The organism is Saccharothrix coeruleofusca (assembly GCF_017876325.1).
In the GTDB taxonomy this organism is placed as follows: Bacteria; Actinomycetota; Actinomycetes; order Mycobacteriales; family Pseudonocardiaceae; genus Actinosynnema; species Actinosynnema coeruleofuscum.
On sequence record NZ_JAGINV010000001.1, the window covers coordinates 7,351,492 to 7,373,704 of the forward strand.

Annotated in this window: 22 protein-coding genes and 1 tRNA gene; 16 read left to right on the plus strand and 7 right to left on the minus strand. The window is 69.9% G+C overall.

The window, feature by feature from the left end:
* Positions 1-105 precede the first annotated feature (105 nt).
* Both JOF41_RS37540 and JOF41_RS34215 read left to right on the plus strand, forming a co-directional pair.
* Positions 106-294 carry a DUF5708 family protein gene (locus JOF41_RS37540; protein ID WP_189220971.1) on the plus strand — a complete coding sequence of 63 codons (189 nt, stop codon included), beginning with the start codon at positions 106-108 and terminating at the stop codon, positions 292-294.
* Between the two features lie 667 nt (positions 295-961).
* Entirely contained in the window at positions 962-2,308 is a 1,347-nt protein-coding gene (locus tag JOF41_RS34215; protein WP_209623807.1) for a hypothetical protein, read from the plus strand.
* Between the two features lie 18 nt (positions 2,309-2,326).
* On the opposite strand, the gene JOF41_RS34220 is transcribed toward JOF41_RS34215, so the two are convergent.
* Both JOF41_RS34220 and JOF41_RS34225 read right to left on the minus strand, forming a co-directional pair.
* On the minus strand, positions 2,327-2,797 hold the full coding sequence (locus JOF41_RS34220) for an NUDIX hydrolase (protein ID WP_209623808.1): 471 nt from the start codon (positions 2,795-2,797) through the stop codon (positions 2,327-2,329).
* A gap of 11 nt (positions 2,798-2,808) precedes the next feature.
* A complete protein-coding gene (locus JOF41_RS34225) occupies positions 2,809-3,552 on the minus strand; it encodes a DUF5919 domain-containing protein (RefSeq protein WP_209623809.1) in 744 nt (247 codons plus the stop codon).
* Positions 3,553-3,710: 158 nt separating this feature from the next.
* On the opposite strand from JOF41_RS34225, the gene JOF41_RS34230 reads away from it, so the two are divergent.
* The 7 genes from JOF41_RS34230 (at position 3,711) to JOF41_RS37545 (ending at position 9,611) form a co-directional block, all read left to right on the plus strand.
* The gene (locus tag JOF41_RS34230; protein WP_307867647.1) at positions 3,711-4,163 is read left to right on the plus strand and encodes a hypothetical protein; all 453 of its coding nucleotides are present in this window, start codon (positions 3,711-3,713) and stop codon (positions 4,161-4,163) included.
* Positions 4,164-4,167: 4 nt separating this feature from the next.
* The gene (locus JOF41_RS34235; RefSeq protein ID WP_307867648.1) at positions 4,168-4,383 is read left to right on the plus strand and encodes a hypothetical protein; all 216 of its coding nucleotides are present in this window, start codon (positions 4,168-4,170) and stop codon (positions 4,381-4,383) included.
* Positions 4,383-4,640 carry an AMED_5909 family protein gene (locus tag JOF41_RS34240; RefSeq protein WP_209623810.1) on the plus strand — a complete coding sequence of 86 codons (258 nt, stop codon included), beginning with the start codon at positions 4,383-4,385 and terminating at the stop codon, positions 4,638-4,640. The genes JOF41_RS34235 and JOF41_RS34240 overlap by 1 nt, the downstream gene beginning before the upstream one ends.
* Before the next feature lie 317 nt (positions 4,641-4,957).
* The gene (locus tag JOF41_RS34245) at positions 4,958-6,427 is read left to right on the plus strand and encodes an FtsK/SpoIIIE domain-containing protein (protein WP_209623811.1); all 1,470 of its coding nucleotides are present in this window, start codon (positions 4,958-4,960) and stop codon (positions 6,425-6,427) included.
* 26 nt (positions 6,428-6,453) lie between these two features.
* Positions 6,454-8,028, plus strand: coding sequence for a replication initiator (locus tag JOF41_RS34250; protein WP_209624630.1), 1,575 nt, complete (start codon positions 6,454-6,456; stop codon positions 8,026-8,028).
* Positions 8,029-8,040: 12 nt separating this feature from the next.
* Entirely contained in the window at positions 8,041-8,250 is a 210-nt protein-coding gene (locus JOF41_RS34255) for a helix-turn-helix transcriptional regulator (RefSeq protein WP_244989765.1), read from the plus strand.
* Positions 8,247-9,611: a tyrosine-type recombinase/integrase gene (locus JOF41_RS37545; RefSeq protein ID WP_244989766.1), complete on the plus strand. Its 1,365-nt coding sequence runs from the start codon at positions 8,247-8,249 to the stop codon at positions 9,609-9,611. The genes JOF41_RS34255 and JOF41_RS37545 overlap by 4 nt, the downstream gene beginning before the upstream one ends.
* 176 nt (positions 9,612-9,787) lie before the next feature.
* On the opposite strand, the gene JOF41_RS34265 is transcribed toward JOF41_RS37545, so the two are convergent.
* Positions 9,788-9,860, minus strand: a tRNA-Arg gene (locus JOF41_RS34265).
* 220 nt (positions 9,861-10,080) lie between these two features.
* On the opposite strand from JOF41_RS34265, the gene JOF41_RS34270 reads away from it, so the two are divergent.
* Together JOF41_RS34270 and JOF41_RS34275 are read left to right on the plus strand one after the other, a co-directional pair.
* The gene (locus tag JOF41_RS34270) at positions 10,081-11,019 is read left to right on the plus strand and encodes a hypothetical protein (protein ID WP_229794838.1); all 939 of its coding nucleotides are present in this window, start codon (positions 10,081-10,083) and stop codon (positions 11,017-11,019) included.
* 17 nt (positions 11,020-11,036) lie between these two features.
* Positions 11,037-11,789: an FkbM family methyltransferase gene (locus tag JOF41_RS34275; protein ID WP_209623812.1), complete on the plus strand. Its 753-nt coding sequence runs from the start codon at positions 11,037-11,039 to the stop codon at positions 11,787-11,789.
* 68 nt (positions 11,790-11,857) lie between these two features.
* Here JOF41_RS34275 and JOF41_RS34280 read toward each other — a convergent pair whose 3' ends face one another.
* Positions 11,858-15,043, minus strand: a complete 3,186-nt coding sequence (locus JOF41_RS34280) for a penicillin acylase family protein (RefSeq protein WP_209623813.1) — start codon at positions 15,041-15,043, stop codon at positions 11,858-11,860.
* A 149-nt stretch (positions 15,044-15,192) separates the two neighbouring features.
* On the opposite strand from JOF41_RS34280, the gene JOF41_RS34285 reads away from it, so the two are divergent.
* Together JOF41_RS34285 and JOF41_RS34290 are read left to right on the plus strand one after the other, a co-directional pair.
* The gene (locus tag JOF41_RS34285; RefSeq protein ID WP_209623814.1) at positions 15,193-15,825 is read left to right on the plus strand and encodes a peptidoglycan recognition protein family protein; all 633 of its coding nucleotides are present in this window, start codon (positions 15,193-15,195) and stop codon (positions 15,823-15,825) included.
* A 172-nt stretch (positions 15,826-15,997) separates the two neighbouring features.
* Positions 15,998-16,645, plus strand: coding sequence for a response regulator (locus tag JOF41_RS34290; protein WP_189220967.1), 648 nt, complete (start codon positions 15,998-16,000; stop codon positions 16,643-16,645).
* Positions 16,646-16,721: 76 nt separating this feature from the next.
* On the opposite strand, the gene JOF41_RS34295 is transcribed toward JOF41_RS34290, so the two are convergent.
* The 3 genes from JOF41_RS34295 to JOF41_RS34305 all read right to left on the minus strand — a co-directional run bounded on the left by JOF41_RS34295 (position 16,722) and on the right by JOF41_RS34305 (position 19,825).
* On the minus strand, positions 16,722-18,200 hold the full coding sequence (locus JOF41_RS34295; RefSeq protein ID WP_229794835.1) for a diguanylate cyclase: 1,479 nt from the start codon (positions 18,198-18,200) through the stop codon (positions 16,722-16,724).
* A gap of 71 nt (positions 18,201-18,271) precedes the next feature.
* Positions 18,272-18,904 (minus strand): 5,6-dimethylbenzimidazole synthase, encoded by a 633-nt coding sequence (gene bluB / locus JOF41_RS34300; protein WP_189220965.1) that lies wholly within the window; start codon positions 18,902-18,904, stop codon positions 18,272-18,274.
* Positions 18,905-19,180: 276 nt separating this feature from the next.
* Positions 19,181-19,825, minus strand: coding sequence for a histidine phosphatase family protein (locus JOF41_RS34305; protein WP_189220964.1), 645 nt, complete (start codon positions 19,823-19,825; stop codon positions 19,181-19,183).
* A 55-nt stretch (positions 19,826-19,880) separates the two neighbouring features.
* Here JOF41_RS34305 and JOF41_RS34310 point away from each other — a divergent pair, with 55 nt between their 5' ends.
* From JOF41_RS34310 to JOF41_RS34320, 3 genes are read left to right on the plus strand one after another with little or no spacing between them, the layout of a single operon-like run.
* Positions 19,881-20,201: an EthD family reductase gene (locus tag JOF41_RS34310; protein ID WP_189220963.1), complete on the plus strand. Its 321-nt coding sequence runs from the start codon at positions 19,881-19,883 to the stop codon at positions 20,199-20,201.
* Positions 20,198-21,022 carry a 3-hydroxyacyl-CoA dehydrogenase family protein gene (locus JOF41_RS34315; RefSeq protein WP_189220962.1) on the plus strand — a complete coding sequence of 275 codons (825 nt, stop codon included), beginning with the start codon at positions 20,198-20,200 and terminating at the stop codon, positions 21,020-21,022. The genes JOF41_RS34310 and JOF41_RS34315 overlap by 4 nt, the downstream gene beginning before the upstream one ends.
* A gap of 10 nt (positions 21,023-21,032) precedes the next feature.
* On the plus strand, positions 21,033-22,172 hold the full coding sequence (locus tag JOF41_RS34320) for a GNAT family N-acetyltransferase (protein WP_189220961.1): 1,140 nt from the start codon (positions 21,033-21,035) through the stop codon (positions 22,170-22,172).
* Positions 22,173-22,213: the final 41 nt, after the last annotated feature.

A 22,213-nucleotide genomic window follows, 5' to 3' on the forward strand; every position in this document is an offset into this window, starting at 1 on the left:
ACCGTCGGACAGCAGGCCGATTCCAGTACGTTACGGCACGTCAGAGCGACGGGGGGAGTGCCCGGCGTGTTCAGGAGGACGAGAGCCGAGAGCGGAAGGCGTGGGATGAGTCCGGCAACGAAAGCGCTGGCGGGTGGGAGTGTCACGGTCGCCGTCGGTTTGCTGCTCTGGTTGTTCACAGGTGATGTCCACACCCCGGTGATCACCTTGACCAAGGTGGGGGTCGTGCTCATGTTCATGGGCGGCCTGGAGCTGCTGTACGGCGTCTACCTGGGTGTCGTGAAGAAGAAGTAGCGGCAGGGGACCGGGGTGGGGGCAGGCGGCGGCCGGTGGAAAAGATCAAGCCCCGAGCGCGTTGCCGCAGCTCAGGGCCTGATTCACCCGGCGAAAGGTGAGTGCCCCCGGCAGGATTCGAACCTGCGACACACGGTTTAGGAAGGAGAGTCGGCTCCGGGCTGGCTCACTGCTGCTGACCAGCGCACACGGTCCTTCCTACCGTTGGTGCGTGGGGCGCTGTCCCGTGACTGTCCCGCGTCCCGTGGTGAGCGCTTCCGGCGGCCTGGCCCTCGTCGGCCTCACGGCTCGGTGGCAAGACGGCGCAGCCGTCGCGGCAGTCGATCGCCGTGCCCAGCCCACGCTAGCCGCGTGACCGCGCGATCGTCCCGACCGGCAAGCCGCGGGCTCCCTGGCTCCAGCTCGGTGCTGCGCTGCGCGCCGCCTCCGGTCCGCGTGCACCGACTCCGCGCACGGCCGCTGGGCGGAGCGGAGCGGGAGCCTGGCGTGCCGTGATGCGGGGAGTCGGTGCCAACGTGCGACCGGACCAGCCGCGCGCTGCCGCAGGCGGCGCGCCTTGATCCCGTAGAGCCGGATTCGGCAGTTGCTCAGATGAAACGCGGCGGGGTTGCGATGCGATAGAGGTGCACTGAGACCTATTGGATTGTGGGCGGGTGGCATGGTTCGTGTGCTGGTCGAGAACCCGGATGGAGTGTCCTTCGGCGACGAGCGAGATGATGTCTTGGATCATGCTCGCGCAAAAGGGATGAAATACGAGGTGTTCGAGGACGTTGATGCGCCAAAGAGGTTCCGCTATTCGCTTGTAGTTCATTTTTCAAGTGGTCGTGACGTGCGTCCGACCACGATCCGACCTATCGGCGGCCGGTACCTGATTGAGGGCTCGTTCGAGACATGGAAGTTCTTGGATACGTATGCCGCCGTGTTCCGTCCTCAAGAGAAAGTTATCGAGGCCGTAACACGTTCACTCGCCGGAAACGAGGTGCAGGTAAATAAGTGGGTGCGGCAGCTTCCTGGTGTAAGGTTTGCCGAGGTTGATCGTCAACGGCGCTTCGGTAGCGAGTCATCTAGAGCTCAGGAAGATGGCTTGGAAGGAGACGACTACTATGCTGATTATCGTGACTGGAAGTTGGAACTCAGGCACGATGAGTGTCCGTATACTGTAGAGTTGTCACCAATGTCGAGGTCGCTTAGTGGTCTGTTCGGCGGTACGCTTTGGGACCGTTCCCCGACGTTGAAGATTCATGACGTCGACACCGATCGCCATGACGAGGCGCTTAAAATTATGGAAACATACGCCTCCGGCCTGTTCTTTGAGCTTGATGTTAGATTTGGATTGCCATTGGGGTTCATGCGGAGACGGTCGAGGAACGATCCGGCGCGGATAATTGTAGACGCGGACTCACAGCCGGTAACCCTTCCGCGCAACAATTATGCTGCTCCTGCCGTGTCTCTATATACCTACGCTAGGGCGGCTACGCAAACGCCACTGTTGGAGTATCTCGCTTACTATCAGGCTATCGAGTTTTTCTTCCCTTCCTTCTGGCAGGCAGACGTAATGGAAAGAGTGCGCCAGGAATTGCGAGACCCCAGGTTTGACAAGGAAAGTGATGCGCAGCTTACAAAGCTTATCGGGCTAGCCATGCAGGCGGGGAAGAGTGCGCCCTCGGAGCGTGATCAGTTATGCACAACCCTAAACAGGTGTTTGAGCGACGACCAGCTTCGCGAGTTCCTGCAAGAGGACGACGAGCGGCTGGAGAAGCTTACTAAGAAGGACTACCTCAAGGATGTCGCGGTGCTCAATCTGAGAGGCTCCGCGCGCATTGGCGACCAGGTGGCCGACCGCGTCTATGACATTCGATGTAGAATCGTTCACGGCAAAGAGAATGGAGGAGGTCGGGCGGAGGTTCTGTTACCTTTCGGAAAGGAGGCTGAGCGTCTCGCTCATGACATCGAGGTGATTCGCTTCCTTGCGCAAAAAGTTATCATTGCGGGGAGCCGTGGACGCCTCTGGTGACCCGCTAATGAGAGTTTTCTATGTGAAGAAAGGTCTATCGGTTCGTGCTAGCCCGTGGCTTATGCGCAAGAGGATGGAAGGGTGGATGTCGAGATTGTTTATCTCTTTCGGGTCGACCCAGTGCACTTCCTTTGATTCGCTGCTACTGGTTAGAGTTCCGCCAATCGGACTGCCGCGGAAGCATATGGAAAACTCCTGTCGGATCTCTCCGTCGTCATAAGCGATGATGTGGCGAGGGTTCGAGTAAAGGCCGATCAATCCCTTGACTTCGATTTCGACTCCGGTTTCTTCTTTAGTTTCCCGGATTGCGGCCTCGGATAGGGTTTCTCCAACCTCCTGCTGTCCGCCGGGGATGGCGTACTTGTCGTTGTCGGTGCGGCGGATCATGAGGATGCGGCCTTGGTCGTCCTGGACGAAGGCGCTGACGGCGGGGCGGAGGCTGTTGGCCTTGGGGGCGTTCGGGTCGTGGAAGTAGTCCACGCGGCCCATGTGGTGGCTCCCTAGAACGTCGCTGGCTTGGACAGGTTCCAGACGTGCTCGAAGCTCTCAGAGTAGGTCTCGAAGAGATCGCCTGCCGAGAGGCGGCGCAGGTGCAGGGCGGGGGCGTGTGCGCCCTGGAAGCCATACACGTGGGTGTTGATGATCATCTCGTCGTCGAACCGGAAGATGGAGTTGTAGAGGGTGGTCCTGTGGAAGCGCATCTCTACGCCCTCGACGTCCTGGAGCGGCCTGTAGAAGGCCAGGGCGTTGCGGATGCGGGAGCCGAGCGTGCCCTTGCCTAGCTGCTCCTCGTCGCTGCGGCGGGCGACTTCGCGACTGGCGGGGTCGCCGAAGTTCAGTCGGATGCGGGCTCCGGCCTCGGCTTTGCGGGCCAAGTCGCGGACGAACGTGGGCCGTTCGATCAGGAAGATCCCGGCGTGGACCAGGACCTCCACATGCTGGGTGGCGTTGGTGATGAGGTGGTCCCACAGGTCCGGCGGGATCGAGTTGCGGTGGGGGTAGAGCTTGACCAGCTCGGATTCGGTGATCTCGGCCTTGCGCTGGGGCGCTACGGCGTCGGGCCACAGGTAGCCTTCGGTCTCGCGGACCAAGGCGGCGATGGTGTGGCGGTGGCGGGGGTAGGGCGTGCGGCCCTTGGTGACCCATCGCTCCACGGTCTTCTGGTCCACACCGGTGGCCTTGGAGACGTGCTCGTAATTGAGACCGTTGCGCAGCAACGCGTCTCGTAGCCGTTCGTTGGACATGATCCTCCTCTAGGACGCGTCAGGGACGTCTCTGATCAAGATAGACGTCTCTAGATGTCCTGTCATGTGGTGCTGACGTCCTACGTTTTCGCCGAAAGTCGTAGGTGTCGAGATGCTGGACAGCGGGTCCGGCCGACATCGACGACAGGAGAACGGCCGTGGCGATCACAGGTGGGAGCAGGCTCCCCACGTCGCACGACTTCGTCTTTCCGCGTGGTGCGCTGGTGATGAGCGTCGAGCCGGTGCTGAAGTTCCAGTCCGCCGAGGATCGGCAGCGGGGCTTGCCGGTGGAGCAGGAGAAGGACAAGGAGACCGGCCTGCTGGTCTGGTCGGTCCTGGTGATCGACCAGGCGGCGGAGCGCAAGACCGACGCGGCGGTCACGGTGAAGATCGCGGCTGCTCAACAGCCGGTGCCGCCGGAGGCCATCCCCGGCACCGACGTGCGGCCGGTGGTGTTCGAGGGGCTGACGGTCACGCCGTGGATCGATGACAAGGCGTGCCGGGGCAGTCATGTCGGTGAGCGGCACCGCTGCCGTGCCAAGCTCGGGTACAGCCTGCGGGCCTCCGGTATGAAGCCGGTGGTCGCCAAGCCCGCGTCCAAGGCCGCGTGACCCGGTGGCGCAGGACATGGTGCGGTTGCACGTGACCGCCAACCTGCCCATCCGGGTGGAGCCGCTGGCCTTCGCCAACCGGGTGGAGCTGCGCTTCGGCCAGGCTTTCCCGGCGGTGCTCATCGTGGACAGGGACGCGCTGCCTCAGCTGATCAAAGCCCTGGTCAACGGGCAGGAGGCGTTGGACGCCTCGCCTGGTCCGGTCGGGGGTAGTCGTTGATGACGGCCAAGACCGGGAAGGTCGATCCGTGGGCGGCGGCGTGTGAGGTGACCACGCTCAAGGACGCGCACGAGGTGCTGGGGAAGTTGATGCCCGCGCCGACTGCTCCGCGGTCGCTGTGGCGGGTCTTCTACCTGCGTAGCGCGGAGGTGTACCGGCAGGTCGCCGAGATCGATCGCGGGCACCACCACGAGGCCCTGTACTGGGCCACGCGCGAGCGCGAGAAGGGGGAGGCGATCAGCCCCGACGAACCCTAGAAAGTCCTGATTGGACAGAACGCATGATCCTGCGGGGTCATGTGGCGATGCCGCACACCTTGTTGCGGCACAACGGAGACGTAAGACGCAGGAGCGGAATCCGGCTACCAACCTCGCCGCTCCTGCGTTGTCCACACCGACTCGGAGTGAACAACGATGAGCGTAGGGCTTGGGCGCGAGCGTGCGCCAGAGAGGGTCACTCGAACGCGCTGCGCGACGTGCAAGAGGTTCGCGCGGCTGCTGAGTGGCCAGAGGGAGTGCAACACCTGTGCGGGGGCGCTGGAGCTGGACTTCGGCTCCCGGTCGGGCGGTGCCCGATGAACGGCGGCAGGTGGGTCGATCCGGCTCCGTTCGAGGGCGTGCGGCCTCGGGTGCCGTGGTGGGTGCTGGTGCCCGGCAAGGCCAAGTGGATCGCGGCGCTGGTGGCGTTGGTGTGGCTGGCCCTAGTGGCCGTCGTGCGCCTGGTGCTCGTCGTGGTCCGCTATCCGGTGGTGACGCTGGTTCCGGCCTCGGCGGCCTGGTGCTGGTGGCGGTTCGGGCTCTCGCCGCTGGTGCTGGCGCTGTTGTCGCTGGTCGCGGCGCTACTGGTGTGGTTCGGGCTGGATCGCGGTTCGTTCCTGCGGCACTGCTGGTACCGGCTGGTCACCGAGTGGCGGCGAGCCACGGTCTACGTGCCCCGGTGGCGGTCGGTGATGCGCCTGGCGGAGCTGGCCAAGCAGAACCGGGGGCGGGAGTACCGGCCCAAGCTGCGGCGGGTGCGGTCGGAGGGCTGGCGGGACCGGGTTCGGGTGCGGATGACCCCGGCCCAGTCGCCGGAAGCGTGGGAGCTGCGGCGGGAGAACCTGGCGCACTCCTTCCACGCCCGTTCGTGCCGGGTGCGGGTGCTGCGGCCCCGGCTGCTGGAGCTGGACTTCGTGCACCGCGATCCGCTGGCCCGGCCGGTGCCGGTGCCTGTCCTCGGCGACTCGGCGGAGGTGGACCTCAAGCGGGTGGTGGTGGGCCGGACCGAGACGGGCAAGCCGTGGCGGCTGCGGCTGCTGGGCTCTCAGGTGCTCGTGGTCGGCGTGCCCGGTGCGGGCAAGGGCTCGGTGCTGTGGTCGATCGTGTGGCAGCTCGCCCCGGCCATCCGCGCGGGCCTGGTGCGCCTGGTCGGCATCGACCCCAAGGGCGGTATGGAGCTGGGTCAGTGCCCGGACGCCTTCGACCGCGTAATCTACGACAACGGGCCGGAAGCCGTTGCCCTGCTTGAAGAACTGGCCTCGGAAGTCAAGGAGCGGGCGTCTCGTTACCGGGGCATCCGGCGGTTGTGGGCGCGCTCGTCGGGGGAGCCGTTCACGGTCCTGGTCGTCGACGAGCTGGCCGATCTGATCGCCTACCAACCGGACAAGAACCTGCGCGAGCGGGCGGCGCGAGCTATCCAGACCATCACCTCCCAGGGACGGGCACCCGGCTACGCGGTCGTGGGCCTGGTGCAGGACCCGCGCAAGGAGGTCGTGGGCTTCCGGCACCTGTTCACCACCCGCGTGGCCCTGCGGCTGGATGAGCCGCAACAGGTGGACATGGTGCTTGGGGACGGGGTGCGGCAGCGGGGCGCGGCGGCGCACGAGATCAGCGAAAACACCCCCGGTGTGGCGTGGCTGAAGGAGGACGGGCAGCGGGAGCCGGAGCGGGCTCGGGCCTTCCACGTCACCGACGCCGACTTGATCGAGCTGGGCTCCTACCTGGCCAAGGGCACCGTGCACGACTTTCCCACCCGCCCGGACGGCTCGGGGGAGGTGGCGGCGTGAGCGAGTACCTGACCCGCGCCGACCGCATGAAGCAGCCCGCCGCGCTGGACGTGGCTCGGGCCGTCGCCGAGGAACACGGCGTGTGCGTCCGGCCCCTGGCCAAGGAGCGGATCGATCTGGACACCGGGCGCGTGGACATCGTGCCCGTGCCCTGCGGCTCGACGGTGGCCAGCGTGTGCCCGACCTGCGCGGAGAAGAACCGCCGGTTGCGCATGGCCCAGTGCCGGGAGGGGTGGCACCTGACCGAGGAACCCGACTTCACCCCCAACCAGCCCAGCGAGGATCAGCGGGCGCTGACGACGTTCCGGGCCGATCTGGTCGCGGCCTACCGCCAGGCCGTGGAAGAGGGCGATGAGGTCGGCGCGGAGGAGGTGCGCGAAGAGGTCGCCGAGATCGACGCGGAGCTTCGGCAGATGGGAGTCCGCGGTTCACTCCCGCCCTTGCAGGCTCGGCCTCGGGCTGTCCGCAAGCGCTCGACCAGGCGGCGGCAGGACGCGCCCAACCTGCCCCGGCGGCCGGTGGCCAAGCGCACGGTGGGGCGGGTGTTCGGGGGCAAGTACCGGCCCTCGACGTTCCTGACGCTGACCCTGGACAGCTACGGCAAGGTCCGCCCGGACGGCACCCCGGTCGATCCGCGCACCTATGATTACCGGCGGGCGGCTCGGGACGCGGTGCACTTCGCGGCCCTGCTGGACCGGTTCGTGCAGAACCTGCGGCGCTGCGTGGGCTGGGATGTGCAGTACTTCTCCACCGTCGAGCCTCAGCGGCGGCTGGCGCCGCACTGGCACGCGGCCATCCGGGGCAGCATCTCGCGGGCGGAGCTGCGCGCGGTGGCTGAAGCCACCTACCACCAGGTGTGGTGGCCCGCCCATGACGAGATCAAGTACAGCGGGGACAACCTGCCGGTGTGGGACGCCCGTGCCAAGGGCTTCGTGGACCGGCAGACCCGCACGGCTCTGCCTACCTGGGAAGAGGCGTTGGACCAGGTGGAGCGTCCAGCGCACGTGGCGCGGTTCGGGGTCCAGGTGCACTCCAAGGGCATCCTCGGCGGCACCGAAGAGGCCGGCCGCCACATCGGCTACCTGACCAAGTACCTGACCAAGAGCATCGGCGAGTGCTACCAGGCGCAGACCACGCGGCAGGAGGAGCACGCGGAACGGCTGTGCGCGGAGTTGGCGGTCACCCCGTGCTCGCCGCAGTGCCCGGTGTGGCTGCTCTACGGCGTCCAACCGCGTGGGGCTCGGCTGTCGATGGAGCCGGGCAAGTGCAAGGGCAAGGCCCACAAGCGCTCGACGCTGGGCGTGGCCGGTCGGCGGGTGCTGGTGTCGCGGAAGTGGTCCGGCAAGTCGCTCGCCGACCACAAGCACGACCGGGTGACCTTCGTTCGGCAACTGCTGGCCGACGTCGGGATCAAGCAGGAGGACCAACCCGCACGGGTCGTGTGGAACAACGTCCAGCCCGGTGACCCGAACGTGCCTCCACGGCCGCACCTGCTGCTGCGGGCCGTCGCCGAACGGCGCAGGTGGAAGGCCGAGTACACCGCCGCGCTCCTGGCCTCGGCGAGTCCGTCAGAGCGTTCGGCAACTGCTCTAGCTGCGTAAACAGGGGGAAAGATGAACGGCAAGGTGCGTGAGCTGGCGGAGTTGATGTCCGTTCCGGAGATGCTGGAGGCCCTGGGCGGGGAGGTCTCGCGGGACACGTTCTACAAGTGGCGGCAGACGGGGAAGGGGCCTCGGTGCTTCGCGCTGCCCAACGGTGAGTTGCGCTGCAAGCGGGTGGACTTCCTCGCCTGGCTGGATGACCTCTACCGGGCGGCGGCATGAGGACCACGTTCAACGTCCGGTTCTGGGAGATCCAGCTCAAGAAGAACCGCCGTCGCAAGTACGGCGTCCGGTGGATCACGGATGACCGGGAGCACTCGGCGTGGTTCGAGATCAAGGCGCAGGCCAGCAGTCGGCGTTCGGAGTTGATGCAGGCGGCTCGCAGAGGGGAGGGGTTCGACGTTGAGACCGGGCTGCCGGTCTCGGAGCTGAAGCGCCGCAACTCCTTGTCCTTCCTGGAGTTCGCGCAGTTCTACATGGAGGTGAAGTGGCCCAGCGCTGCTGCCAAGACGCGGGAGAGCACGGTTGACGGCTTGGCCACCGCCGGGGCGGCGTTCGTCCTGGACGGCGTGGGTCGTCCCGCGTACGCCGATCTTCGGCGGGTGCTGCGGACGCACCTGCTGCCTCCTCCCGCGCGGGCGCAGGAGCTACCGGGGGCGGATCGGGACGTGGCGGAGTGGCTGGCTCGGCGGTCCCGATCGTTGATCGACCTGGCTGACCTGGGCACCGCACGGGAGCTGTTGGACGTGATCAGCACGAAGATCGACGGCGGGCAGGTGGCGGCCTCGACCTACCGGCGCAAGCGGGCCGTGCTGTTCAACCTGCTCTCCTACGCGGTGGAGCGGGAGCTGCTGCCCGACAACCCCTTGGACAAGGTCAAGCGGGCGGCTCCGAAGCTGGTCGAGCAGGTGGACCCTCGGGTAGTGGCCAACCCTCGGCAGGTGCGGGAGCTGCTGACCGGGGTGACCTACGTCGGGCGTCGAAACAGGGAGCGAGGGGCGCATCTGGAGGCGTTCTTCGCCACGCTGTACTACTCGGCCGCTCGACCGGCTGAGGCGCTGGCGCTCCGGGAGGGGGACTGCAAGCTCCCGGAGTCCGGCTGGGGGGAGCTGGCGCTCGGCGAGTCGCGTCCGGCGGCGGGCAAGCGGTGGACCGACTCGGGGGAGGTGCACGACCGGCGGGGCCTGAAGCACCGGGCGACGAACGACCTGCGCTATGTGCCCATTCCACCTGTCCTGGTGGCTCTCCTGCGGGCGCACCTGGACCGGTACGGCACGGCGGCGGACGGGCGGCTGTTCCGGGCTCCTGGGGGTGGCATGGTGTCCTCCTCGACCTACTCGCGGGTGTGGGCCGAGGCGCGGACGTACGCCCTTCCGCCGGATCGGGTCGCCTCGCCGCTGGCGGGTCGGCCGTACGACCTGCGTCATGCTGCGGTCTCGCTGTGGCTGAACGCGGGTGTCCCGGCCACGGAGGTGGCGGCGCGGGCTGGTCACTCGGTGGACGTGCTGCTCAAGGTCTACGCCAAGTGCGTGGACGGCCAGCGCGACAGCCTCAACAGCCGGATTGACGGCGTTCTCGGGTGATCCCCCGGCGTGAACGGCCCTCGGAGCGCTCCTCCGGGGGCCTTCGTCTGTCCCGTGGCTGTCCCGTGGACGGCGGCAAACAGGGGCAGATTCCAGCCGAGAGTGACTGACCTAAAAGATCAAGCCCCGAGCGCGTAGACGCAGCTCAGGGCCTGATTCACCCGGCGAAAGGTGAGTGCCCCCGGCAGGATTCGAACCTGCGACACACGGTTTAGGAAACCGATGCTCTATCCCCTGAGCTACGAGGGCGCGGGCAACAGCGTACCGGGTGCCCGCGCCCTCCTCGTCGGTGGGGCCTCACCCGACCGGCCCTCATCCGCGACCCCCTCCCCACGGCATCCGTGCACCGCGCGTGAGGATGGGCTGGGAGCGCTCTCCGCTGTTGGGGGGAAGTGGTCCACGCCATCTTCTCCCCGGCGACCGGGTGAGGTAGGGAGAAGGCAACCACCTCTAGCGGGAGCGGCACCTCATGAGCGGCAGACCCTGGCCCGACTTCCGGCCCGGACCACTCGGGGCGTTCGGCGCCTGGTGGCGGCGCAGGCAGGCGCGCAACGCCGAGCAGTTCACGTTCGTGCCGCCGCCGACCTCGCACGAGCACCCGTTCGAGACGCCGCTGCCGAGCGCGGTCTACGGGCTGGACTTCCAGGCGAAGTTCACCGTGCACTGGCGGGTGGATCTGACCACCGGGGCCCGGCACAACGCCCCGCGCAGCGCGGCGGTCAACGACGTGGTGCAGCGCGCGAAGGCGATCACGGAGCGCGCGATGCTGGTGCACTGCGCGCCGTTGCGGCACCAGCTCGCGGATGAGCTGGCGACGGAGCGGCAGGTGGAGGGGACGCACGTGTTCGCCCGCGCCGAGGGGGTGGACCTGCACGTGCTGGACGCGGACATGGAGATGGCGCGCAAGCACATCGAGCTGCTGCGGGCCACGACGGTGCGGCAGGCCGAGCGGGAGGCGGAGCGGGCCGAGATCCGGTACTTGCGCGACGAGGTGCTGACCGACCTGTCCACGGCGACGATCTGGTGGCTGCACCGCAACGGGTACCAGGTCGAGCAGGCGGTCGCGCTGTCGCAGCAGCTGGCCGAGCTGGTCCGGATCGCTTCCCAGCGGGAGGGCAGGCACTGGGCCGACACGCTGGTGACCAGCTTCGAGAGCGCGCTGCCCCGGTTGTCCGACGGGCACCGCACGGATCTGCGCCAGCACTTGGCGCAGGCGCTGGGGATCTACGGCGGGTCGGGGGTGGCGGCGGAGTTCGCCGAGCAGGTGGGGTTGGCGCGCCAGTTGCCGCCCGCCGAAGAGCACGTCCCGGAACACGCCAAGGAGCACGTCCAAGGGCACGTCCAGGGGCACGTCCAGGGGCACGTCAACGGGGCATCCCGGCCGAACGGGGTCGCGCCTCGGCACTGATTCCCTACTGTGGTGGGGTGATCGAGAACCTGACCGAGGTGCGGGGTGCCGCCGTGGCGGGCGCGCTGCGCGTGCTGGCGCGGTTGACGCCGTTCGTCGAGCCCGAGCTGATCGGTTTGCGCGAGGTGGTGCGGCCCGGCGACGTGTGCGTCGACATCGGTGCCGCGCTCGGCCTCTACACCGTGACCTTGTCCCGCCTGGTGGGGCCGAGCGGGACGGTGCACAGCGTCGAGCCGCTGGTCTTCGCGCACCCTGCGCTGTCCTACCTGCTGCGCCCGCGCGAGGGCCGCAACGTGGTCCGGCACTCCGTAGCGCTGGGCTCCTCCGAGGGGCAGGAGGTGATGAGCGTGCCGGTGCGGCACGGGACGCCGGTGACGGGCCGCTCCTTCCTCACCGCGGGCGCGGACGGGCTGGGGTCCAACGCCGAGTTCTCCGAGCACGTGGAGGTCCTGGTGCGCACGGACACCCTGGACCGGTTCTGCGCGGCCAACGGGGTCGAGCGGCTGGACTTCGTCAAGGCCGACGTGGAGGGCGCGGAGCTGCGCGTGCTGCAGGGCGGCGAGGACACCATCGGGAGGTTCCGGCCGAAGCTGCTGCTGGAGGTCGAGGAGCGGCACGTCCGGCGGTTCGGCTACCGGGCGGACGACGTGGCGTCGTGGTTGGGCGAGCGCGGCTACCGGATGTCGGTGTGGCACCGGGGGGCTTGGACGCGGGTCGACCGGATCACCGACCGGGTGCGGAACTACCTGTTCACGCCCCTGCCCACCTGAGCGGACCGCCTGAGAAGGCGGAAGACCCCGGTCCCTGGGGGTGGACCGGGGTCTTCCTGCGGACCGGTCTACGTGTCGTAGACCTCAAGCTCGTACAGCGAGTATCCGTAGCCCGTGGCTCGTTGGGTACCCGTCATTCGTACGAATCGTGCCTCGGCCGAGGCGAACGGGACAACATCTTTACCGCCATTACCTGCATTCGTGATGAAAACTTCATGCCACTGTGCTCCATCACGGGAAATTTCAAGGCGGTAGCCCTTCGCGTAGGCGGCTTCCCACGACAGCACGACCCGGCCGACCCGGCGCACCGCGCCCAGGTCGACCTGGAGCCACTGCCGGTCGCTCCAGTCGCTGGCCCACCGGGTGCCCGGATCGCCGTCGACGGCGTTGGCGGGCGGCGAGTGGTGCGCGCCGCGCTCATAGCTGCTGGCGGTGGCCGTGCCGCCCGCGGCGAGGTTGGCCACGGTGGTGCCGCGCCGTGCGGGGAACTGCACGACCTGCTGGTAGGTGGGCCGGTTCTGCCAGCTGATCTTGTCGTGGGTGATGCCGCCCATGGGGCGGTGGATGATCGTGTCGGCGCACCACTGGTCGCCCGCCGCGCAGCTGTCGTCGCCGGGGTAGACCGCCGTGGCGGGCACGGCGGCGGCTTGGGCGAGGCTGTCGAGCAGCACCTGCCTGCACTGCGCCAGGTCCCCGCCGCCGCAGTACTTCGCGCCCAGCGGGCCCCGCACCGGTTCGCCCAGCACCGCGCGCAGGTCCTTGTCCACGTAGCTCCACCAGCCGTACTGGAACGAGGAGCCCTTGTGCGGCTGGGCGCCGTGCGCGTCGGACGGCGGCTCGTCGACCTGGACGGCCCTGGTCAGCTCGGTGTAGAGGGCGTCGCCGAGGCCGGGTTGGAACTGGGCGCGCACCAGGATCGGCCACCAGGCGTCGAGCACGCGGATGGCGTCGGCGTGCGCGTAGGTCCTGCTGCCCCTGGTGGTCTCCTCGCGCAGCCCGCCCGCCGCCAGCCAGGCGCGCAGCTTCGCCACGGTCGCGGCCAGCGCGGGGTCGGCCACGGTCGCGGTGTCGATGACCCGCAGCAGGTCGGGCAGCACCTGCTCGGCCCGCAGGTCCGCCACGCCCGCTTCGGCCATCGCCCTGGTCAGCGACGCGCGGGTCACCTTCGTACCGCTGGAGACCATGGCGCGCACCCGGTCGTCGAGCAGGTCGCCGCGGTGCACCGAGCCGTTGCCGTAGCCCGAGGACGTGTAGTCCAGGGCCTGCTTGTTGTTCCAGCTGATGTAGTAGTCCTGGTTCACCGAGTTGGGGTGCTGGGCGAACGGTGTGTAGGTGGCGGTGTTGTCGTTCGGGTTCCACCCCTCCCATTCGTAGGACGGCTCCGCCTTGACGGGCAGGTTCGGGTCCACGAAGGACTTGCGCACGGGGTTGGCGCCGGAGTTGAAGTACGCGATGTCGCGCGAGTCGGCGTAGAACCAGTTGAACGCGTACCCGACGTGCTCGGCGGCGCGCTGGAAGTCCTGCGCCGAGCGGATCGCGTCGGGGTCGTTGAACTCCTGGAAGCCGATGATGGAGTCGACCTCGTGCAGGTAGGTGGAGCGCAGCGAGGTGTAGGCGACGTGCTTGCCGTCCACGCGGGCGCGGCTGTGCACCAGGCCGTACTTGGTGCGGTGCATCACCAGCGTGTAGGAGCCGGCGGGGGTCGGGTCGGCGACTGTCGGCTTCCAGGAGTTCTTGCGCTCCAACCGCTCCATCGGCAGGCACTGCCCGTGGTAGCGGTAGTGCAGCGACGCGGCGGAGGCCGGCTTGCCGTCGGGCTCGCACAGCTCGACGGCGTAGGTGTCGGTGATGTCCTGGCCGGCCGAGGTGGCGCTCCACGAGTAGTCCACGCCGCGGCCGAGCTGGACGTACATGCTCACGCCCGCGAACGACACGCCGCGCGCCCGCAGGCCGGGGCCGTTGAGCTCTTGGAGCATCAGCAGCTGCGGCGCGAAGTAGCCGGTCTGCGGCCCCCACACGGCGACCGGGTTGCCGGTGTCGGTGTGCGCGCCGGAGACCGCGAGCGCGTTGGACATGCCGTGCGTCTTGGTGAGCAGGTCGCGCGGCAGCACGCCGTCGGCGAAAAGCCCTTCCGCCGCCTTGAGGTCGGCGGGGACGTCCACGGTGGACCGCGCCGAGGTGGTCTCGTCGTGGACGACCGGTTCGGGGGTCACCACGCCGCCGTCGGGCAGCGCGACGCCCTGCGGGTCCGCGGGGGTGGTGGCGTACGGGAAGCGCTGTCCGTCGTGCAGGGTCAGCACCGCTTCGGGGTCGTTCTGCTGCCGGAACGAGCGCCACACCCGGTCGCCTGCCTCGGCGCCGTAGCGGTTCTGCGCGGCCAGCTTCACCAGCGCGTTCTGCACCTCGCCGCCGCCGCCCGCGCCGAACAGCCCGCCGACGACGGCCGCGATGGCGACCAGGTCGGTGGTCTTGAAGGGCTGGATGTCGTTCCAGTTGGTGATCGCGTCGGCGTGTCCGGTCAGGACGTACTCGCCGGGGAAGTCGCGGTTGGCGACGGCCCGCTGGATGTAGGCGTTGATGCCCGCCACGTAGTCGGTCACGTCCCGCAGCGCCTGCGCGCCGCGCTCGCCTTGCGCGGCCACGCGGTCGATCTGGGCCTGCAGGTCGGCTTCGGTGTAGGGGATCTGGGTGTAGAAGCTCTGCTCCAGCGCGCGGTTGCCCTCCGCGCCGCCCGCGAACCCGGACAGCTGGCCCCGGCCGAGGTGGCGGAACAGGTCCATCAGCCACAGCCGGTCCTGCGCCGCGGCGTAGCCCGCGCCGAATTCGGTGCCCGATCGAGTGGTTCCGTAGATGTGGGGCATGCCCAGGGCCTTGTCCCGGACGATAGTGACGTCAGCGCGCGGTGAGATGGTGCTCTCGACCTGGTCGGCGGGCACGCCGAAGGATGCGTCGTTGAAGAAGGTGCCCAGTTGCTCGTTGGTCAAGCCCCGGTAGCCCGACGCGAGGGCGTCGTACTCGTCGAGCTGGTCGGCCGCGTGCGCGGGGCGCGTGCCGAACACCTGGTGCGCCAGGATCTGGGCGAGCGTGGCGTTGCCGTTCTGGCCCGGCGGCACGATGTCGTGGCACTGGCCGAGGCAGAAGTCGTCGGCGGCGAACGCCGCGGCCGTCGGCTCCGCCCGCGCCGGGACGGACGCGACGGCGGCCACCGTCACCAGGACGGCGGCCGCGGCGATCGATCGGGCGGCTCTCCGCATGGCGCGAAGCTCCTTCCAGCCGGGTTTGGTGTGGCGCACGTTACTTTTCCGCTCGCTATCACGAAAGTGCTTCGCGTTTAGCCGAACCCGATCGGCCGTACGGGTGTTGCCGCTTGACCATATTCGCTGACAGTGGGAAAAGAATTGACATGCTGCGACGTCGACGACTGCTCACCGGGCTCGGTGCCGGGGGCCTGCTGGCCCGCCTCGGCGCGCCCGCGGCGGGGGCCACCCCCCTGCTGCCCATCCGGGGCTGCGCCGACTGGGGCGCGCGGCCCCCGTCCGGCCCGCTGACCGTCGCCGCCCGGCGGCCGGTGCGCATCCTCGTCCACCACACCGCCTCGGACAACGTCACCGACTACTCGCTGGCGCACGCCTGCGCGCACGCCAGGTGGATCCAGGACCTGCACATGGACCGCAACAAGTGGATCGACTCGGGGCAGCACTTCACCAACAGCCGAGGCGGGTTCCTGATGGAGGGCAGGCACGGCAGCCTCGACGCGCTGCGGGCGGGCGACCGGGTGGTGCAGGGCGCGCACTGCCCCGGCCAGAACCTCGACGCCATCGGCATCGAGAACGAGGGCACGTACATGGTGGTCGAGCCGACCCGCCTGCAGTGGGACTCGCTCGTGTCGTTCTGCGCCTACACGTGCCAGCAGTACGACATCGCGCCCACCGAGATCCAGGGCCACCGCGATTACTACGACACCCTGTGCCCCGGCGACCTGCTCTACGCCCTGCTCCCGCAGCTGCGCCAGGAGGTCGCGCACGCGCTGGGGTGACCAGGCGTGTCCTGGCAACTGTGAACGCGCTGGTCGGCCTGCCCCAAGGGGCCGTGACCCTGGCCAACGCCTTCCGGGGCGTGGTGAGATAACGGCGAATTAACGCCCGCTTGCGCGATGGTGCGCGATGCTGGGGCGGTACGAGCACGAAACGCCAACTCGGGGAGGCGTCGTGATCAAGGTGATGCTGGCCGACGACGAGGACCTCGTCCGGTCGGGCCTGCGCATGATCCTCAGCAGCGCCGGGGACGTCGAGGTCGTGGCCGAGTGCGACGACGGGCACCTGGTGGTCGACCTGGCGCGCAAGCACCGCCCGCACGTCGTTCTGCTGGACATCCGGATGCGCTCCTCCGACGGGCTGGTGGCGCTGCGCAGGCTGCGCGACCTGCCCGACCCGCCCAAGGTCGCCATGCTGACCACGTTCGACGTGGACGAGTACGTCAGCGAGGCGCTGCGCCTGGGCGCGAGCGGGTTCCTGCTCAAGGACACCGAGCCCGAGCAGCTGGTCAGGGCGGTGCGCGACCTGGCTCGCGGCGGCGCCGTGCTGGACCCCGGCGTGGCCGCCCGCGTGCTGGCGGCGGTCGCCGACGGCGAGCGCGCGGCCGAACCCGCCCGGCGGCTGCTGACCTCGCTGTCCGAGCGCGAGCGGGAGGTGCTGGTGCTGATCGGGCAGGGCCTGTCCAACGCCGAGATCGGCGCGACCCTGCACCTGTCCGAGGCCACCGTGAAGGGCTACGTGTCCTCCGTGCTGGGCAAGATCGGCGCGGTGAACCGCGTCCAGGCCGCGCTGGTGGCCTTCCGCGGCGGCCTCATCGCCTAGCCCGCGCAATGCCCGTTCGGGCGGCCGGGTAGTAGTCACCGGCCCGTGTGAGCGCCCCCGGTGGTACTTGCGGGCGCTATACGGGGAGGTCGATCGAGGGTTCCACTTCGACGCGGTTGCGGCCCCTGCGCTTGGCCCGGTACAGCGCCATGTCCGCCGCGGCGAACAGTTGATCCAGGGCGGCGGGACCCGCCGCCACACCGATCGACACGGTGGGCCGCCGGGCGGTGCCCAGCACCACGTTCCACTCGTGGGCGTCCACCGCCGCGCGGATGCGCTCGGCCACCACCGGGCCCACGTCGGGGGCGTTGCCCTCGCCCAGCAGCACCACGAACTCGTCGCCCGCCCACCGGGCCACCAGGTCCTCGGCCCGGCACTCGCGGCGCAGCAGCCGGGCGATCTCGCGCAGCGCGGCGTCGCCCGCCGCGTGCCCGGCGTCGTCGTTGACGTCCTTGAACCAGTCCACGTCGACCAGCACCAGCCACGGCACCCGGCCGCGCGCCGCCGAGCCCTCCAGCAGCCGGGCCGCCGCGCGCTCCAGGCCCAGCCGGTTGGCCAGCCCGGTCAGCGGGTCGCGGGCGGCGGCCTCCTGCGCCGCCACCGCCAGCCGCTGCGCCTGCACCGCCACCCGGCGCTGCTCCAGCGCCTGGGCCAGGCCCTCCTGGAGGGTCTCCGACGCCGTCTTGCCCGCCGCGACGCTGCACCGCAGCGCGGCGGCCTCGCCCACCGAGTCGCCCATCCGGGCGCAGATGTCGGCCAGGTCCTGGGAGAACCGCAGCAGCAGCGACGGGTCGTTGATCGCCTCGGACGCGGCGACCGCCCGGCTGGCCAGGGTGCGCGCCTCGACCAGCTTGCCCTGGTCCCGCCGGACCACCGCGAGCACCCAGTTGCCCACCGCCAGCGCCCACTTGTCGTCGGCCCGCGCGGCCAGCCGCAGCGTCTCGCGGGCGTGCTCCTCGGCCAGGTCCAGCTCGCCGACCCCGGCCAGCGAGCGGCTGTACGCGCCGAGCAGCGCGCGGTGCATCTGCGCGTCCTTGGTCAGCGACAGCCCTTCCTTGAGGCAGTCCCTGGCCTCCTCGAAGATCGCGGGCGCGACGTCGGGCGGGGAAGAGATGGCGCGGAAGTTCAGCGTGCCGCCCAGCCCCTGCAGGCAGTGGCCCAGCACCTCGGCCGCGCCCGCGCGGCGCGCGGCCCGCACCGAGGAGCGCAGCATGTCCACCGCGGCCCGCCGGTTGCCGATGCCCTCCAGCAGGTAGGCCAGCGAGTGCATGGCCTGCGCGGCGGCCGGGGAGTCGGGCTGCTCGCCGTCCAGGTCGGTCCAGCCCTCGGCGGCCAGCTCCAGCGCCAGCGGGATGCGGCCCAGCCGCCAGGCGAGCTTGGCGCGGTTCACCAGCACCGCCGACCGCGTCCAGCGGTCCAGCCCGGTCGGCAGCCTGGTCATGACCTGGTCGAACAGGGTGTTGGCCTCCGGGAGGCGGCCAGCGTTCAGCAACGCCTTGACCTCGCGGTCCTGTTCCGGCACCTGTCCCGGTACCAGCGGCTCCTGCTGCTCCACTCGTGCTCGACACTCCATTCCGACTCGATGGGGGCGCGCGGACCCCACACCGCCGGCACGGTCCCCACAGGCTACCGGCCGGGACGCCGCCTGTACCGCTCCTGGTGGAGGACTTCCTCCAGGGGCAGCCTGCTGCGCCATCCGTGGCGCTCCAGGTCGGGGGTGTCGGGCAGCCCCGCCACCGGTCCCAGGCACAGCCAGGCCACCGGGCGCACCCTCGGCGGGATGTCCAGCAGCCTGCGCAGCACGTCCTCCCGGTAGAAGCTGACCCAGCCCACGCCCAGGCCCTCGGCGGTGGCGGCCAGCCACAGGTTCTGGATCGCCAGGCACACCGAGTACAGGCCCGCGTCGGCGATGGCGTGCCTGCCCAGCACGGCGGGCGAGCCCCGGTCCGGGTCGTAGGTGACCACGACGCCCATCGAGGATTCCATGATCCCCTCGACCTTGATCCGGGCGAACAGCTCCGCGCGCTCACCGTCCAGTTCGGACGCGAAGACGCTGCGCTCGGCCTGCACGTGGTCGCGGAAGGCGCGGCGGGTGTGCTCGTCGCGCACCAGCACGAAGTCCCACGGCTGGGACAGGCCCACGCTGGGCGCGGCGTGCGCGGCGGTGAGCACCCGGCGCAGCACGTCCGGCGGGATGGGGGCGCCGGTGAACTCACCCCTGGTGTCCCGGCGGCGGTGCAAGACGTCGTAGAAGCTCATTCCACGGATCGTGCCCCACGATCCGCGCAAATCCCCAGACAGATCCCGTGGCATTCGTCTCACCCCCAACCCCGGCTTTTTCCACCTCCCCGACCACCACGCGAGGCCGCGTCGGCCTGTCGGGATGCCTTTCGGAAAAATCACGCCCTTCGATTTTTCCGAAACGCGTCCCGATGGGCCGACTTCCGGGCGGCCGAGCCGCCGTCTGCGGAGCAGCGGCCATCAATACAGCCGACTTCCAGGCGGCCGAGCCCGACCCGGCGGAGCCGGGTCAATTCAATACTGCGTTTCTCCGTCGGGGGAGTCGCGCCACTGGGGGAAGGGGCGGTCGATGTGCCAGCGGGTGCCGTCGTGGGTGAGCACGCGGTCTTCGCAGGTGTTGAGGTTGGACAGGGATTCGAACAGCTCGATGCTCCAGCCGAAGAGCCTGCGGCAGAGCAGCCGGATGGTCAGGCCGTGGGAGACGACGAGCGCGGTGCGCGGGTGGTCGGGTTGGCGCATCCGGTTTTCCAGTTCGCCCAGGAACGCGGCGAGCCGGTCGTCGACGTCGGCGCCGGATTCGCCGTTGGGGAGTCGGAAGAAGAAGTGGCCGAAGGCGTGCCGCTGGTGCTTGAGCACTTCTTGCTGCACCGGGTCCTGGAGGTTGCCCCAGTCCTGTTCGCGGAGCCGGGGTTCGGCGACGACCCGTTCGGCCAGCGGGCCCAGTGCCAGGCCGCGCAGGGTGGAGCGGGTGCGCACGTAGGGGCTGACGTAGACCGCGGCCGGGGTGCCGTCGAGGAGGGTCTTGATCCGGGGTCCGGCGGCGGCGGCCTCTCGTTCGCCGCGCCGGGTGAGCGGCAGAGCGTGGTCGGGTATACGGCAGTAGGCCAGTTCGTCGACGTTGCCGAGGCTCTGGCCGTGGCGCAGCAGGATGATCCGCACCCCGCCATGGTGCCGATGTTACAGTCCGGCAGCCATGCCGGACGGAAGGTGTCACATGATCAAGTACATCGCGCTGTACCGGAAACCGCAGGACGCCGAGGCGTTCGAGGAGCGCTACTTCCAGTCGCACCTGCCGCTGGTGGCCAAGACGCCCGGCCTGGTGCGCGCCGAGGTCGCCAGGGTCGGCCGGGTGTTCGTGCCGGGGTTCCTGGGCGAGAGCGAGCCGTACCTGGTCGCCGAGATGTACTTCGAGTCCGAGGCCGCGATGAAGGCGGCGTTCTCCTCCCCGGAGTGGCAGGCCGCGGGCGCCAACCTGACCGAGATCGGCGGGCTGGACCTGGTCGCGATGTTCGCCGCGGAGGTCGTGCAGCGATGATCGCGGCGGTGATCGGCGGGGGCACCATGGGCGCGGGCATCGCCCACCTGCTGCTCGCGGGCGGCCACGAGGTCGTGCTCGCCGAGGCGGGCGCGGAGCGCGCGGCGGCGGCCCAGGCGGCGGTCCGCGCGTCGCTGGAGAAGGCGTTCCAGCGCGGCAAGCTGGACCGGCCCGTCGAGGACCTGCTCGCCGCGCTGACCGTGGTGGAGAAGCTGGCCGACGTGCCCGCCGAGCTGGTGGTCGAGGCCGTTCCCGAGGACGCCGAGCTCAAGCGCGCGGTGCTCGCCGAGGCCGCAAGCGCTTGCCCCGACGCGGTGCTGGCCTCCAACACCTCGTCGCTGTCCATCACGCGGCTGGCCGAGGGCCTGCCCGGCGAGCGCTTCCTCGGGATGCACTTCTTCAACCCCGTGCCCGTGCGGGAACTGGTGGAGCTGGTGCACCACCCCGGCGTGGCACCCGAGGTCGTGGCGCGGGCGCGCGGCTGGGCCGAGGCGCTGGGCAAGACCGTGATCGAGGTGCGCGACGCGCCCGGCTTCGCCACCTCGCGGCTGGGCGTCGCGGTCGGCCTGGAGGCGATCCGGATGCTGGAGGAGGGCGTGGCGGACGCCGAGGACGTCGACACCGGGATGCGCCTTGGCTACGGCTGGCCGATGGGGCCGCTGCGGCTGACTGACCTGGTCGGCCTGGACGTGCGGCTGGCCATCGCCGAGCACCTGGCCGCCGAGCTGGGGCCGCGCTTCGAGCCGCCCGCGCTGCTGCGCGCCAAGGTCGAGCGCGGCGAGCTGGGGCGCAAGACCGGGCGCGGCTTCTTCACCTGGTAAGCAGGACGGCGTGCGGATCAGGGACATCACCGCGGACGACGCGGCCGAGACCGCCCGCCTGCGCAAGGTCGCGTTCGGCAGCGCCCCCGACGAGGACCCGGCGCGGCCGGGCCTGCGCGGGCTGGTCGCCGAGCTGGACGGCCGCGCCGCGGCGGTGCTGACCATCCGGGAGTTCCACCAGTTCTACGGCGGGCTGCCGGTGCCGATGGGCGGCATCGGCGGCGTCGCCGTGGACCCCTACGCCAGGGGGCGCGGCGTGGCCACCGGCCTGCTCGACGCGACCCTGCGCTCGCTGCGCGAGCACGGCCAGCCGCTGTCGGTGCTCTACGCCACGGTGCCCGCCCTGTACCGGTCGTGCGGCTGGGAGCGGGCGGGCGTGTTCGAGTGGCTGGACTTGAGCGTGGACCGGCTGCCGCGCGGGCCGAGGGTGCTCTCGCGGGCGGCGTGGGAGGGCGACCTGGACGCGCTGCACGCCTGCTACCTCGACCTGGCCAGCGGGGTGGACGGGCTGCTCACCCGCGAGAAGCCCGCCGTCGACGTGGCCGACGTGCTGCGGCACGACGTGGTGTCGGTGGTGCCGGGGCACGACGGCGAGGTGCGCGGGTACCTGACCGCCGAGCGGACCCGCGACGGGCTGAAGGTGTTCGACCTGGTCGGCCGGGACGCCGACGCCGCGCTCGGGCTGCTGCGGGAGCTGACCTCCTGGGGCGGGACGCTGGAGCGGCTGTCGCTGCGGGTGACCGACCCGGCGGTGGTCGGGCTGCTGGTCAACCAGGGCATCCGGTACTCCGTGACCACCTCCACGTGGCTGCTGCGGGTGGTCGACCTGCCCGCGGCGGTGGCGGCGCGGGGCTGGCCGGGCGCGGCGTTCCTGCGTCCGGCGGCGGTGGACCTGGAGGTCGTCGACGAGCACGCGCCCTGGCACGCCGGGCGGCAGCGGCTGGTCGTGGAGGACGGGCGGGTGCGGGTCGAGCCCGGCGGCAGCGGCGCGGTCCGGGTGCACGCGCGGGCGCTGGGGCCGTGGTTCAGCGGGATGCACGACACGCGCGCGTTGCGGCGGGCCGGGTTGCTGGACGGCGGCGGGGACGCGGCGCTGCTGGACCAGCTGGTCGCCGCGCCCGGCGTGCCCAGGCTGGCCGACTTCTTCTGACCCGGCTCCGCCCGGTGCCCTGGGACCAGGACAACTACCCT

Excerpts from the sequence above, each read along its gene's own strand:
- JOF41_RS37540 (WP_189220971.1), top strand. The coding sequence starts at position 106 with ATGAGTCCGGCAACGAAAGCGCTGGCGGGTGGGAGTGTCACGGTCGCC.
- JOF41_RS34220 (WP_209623808.1), bottom strand. The coding sequence starts at position 2,797 with ATGGGCCGCGTGGACTACTTCCACGACCCGAACGCCCCCAAGGCCAAC.
- JOF41_RS34225 (WP_209623809.1), bottom strand. The coding sequence starts at position 3,552 with ATGTCCAACGAACGGCTACGAGACGCGTTGCTGCGCAACGGTCTCAAT.
- JOF41_RS34240 (WP_209623810.1), top strand. The coding sequence starts at position 4,383 with ATGACGGCCAAGACCGGGAAGGTCGATCCGTGGGCGGCGGCGTGTGAG.
- JOF41_RS34245 (WP_209623811.1), top strand. The coding sequence starts at position 4,958 with ATGAACGGCGGCAGGTGGGTCGATCCGGCTCCGTTCGAGGGCGTGCGG.
- JOF41_RS34250 (WP_209624630.1), top strand. The coding sequence starts at position 6,454 with ATGAAGCAGCCCGCCGCGCTGGACGTGGCTCGGGCCGTCGCCGAGGAA.
- JOF41_RS34255 (WP_244989765.1), top strand. The coding sequence starts at position 8,041 with ATGAACGGCAAGGTGCGTGAGCTGGCGGAGTTGATGTCCGTTCCGGAG.
- JOF41_RS37545 (WP_244989766.1), top strand. The coding sequence starts at position 8,247 with ATGAGGACCACGTTCAACGTCCGGTTCTGGGAGATCCAGCTCAAGAAG.
- JOF41_RS34270 (WP_229794838.1), top strand. The coding sequence starts at position 10,081 with ATGAGCGGCAGACCCTGGCCCGACTTCCGGCCCGGACCACTCGGGGCG.
- JOF41_RS34280 (WP_209623813.1), bottom strand. The coding sequence starts at position 15,043 with ATGCGGAGAGCCGCCCGATCGATCGCCGCGGCCGCCGTCCTGGTGACG.
- JOF41_RS34285 (WP_209623814.1), top strand. The coding sequence starts at position 15,193 with ATGCTGCGACGTCGACGACTGCTCACCGGGCTCGGTGCCGGGGGCCTG.
- bluB (WP_189220965.1), bottom strand. The coding sequence starts at position 18,904 with ATGAGCTTCTACGACGTCTTGCACCGCCGCCGGGACACCAGGGGTGAG.
- JOF41_RS34310 (WP_189220963.1), top strand. The coding sequence starts at position 19,881 with ATGATCAAGTACATCGCGCTGTACCGGAAACCGCAGGACGCCGAGGCG.
- JOF41_RS34315 (WP_189220962.1), top strand. The coding sequence starts at position 20,198 with ATGATCGCGGCGGTGATCGGCGGGGGCACCATGGGCGCGGGCATCGCC.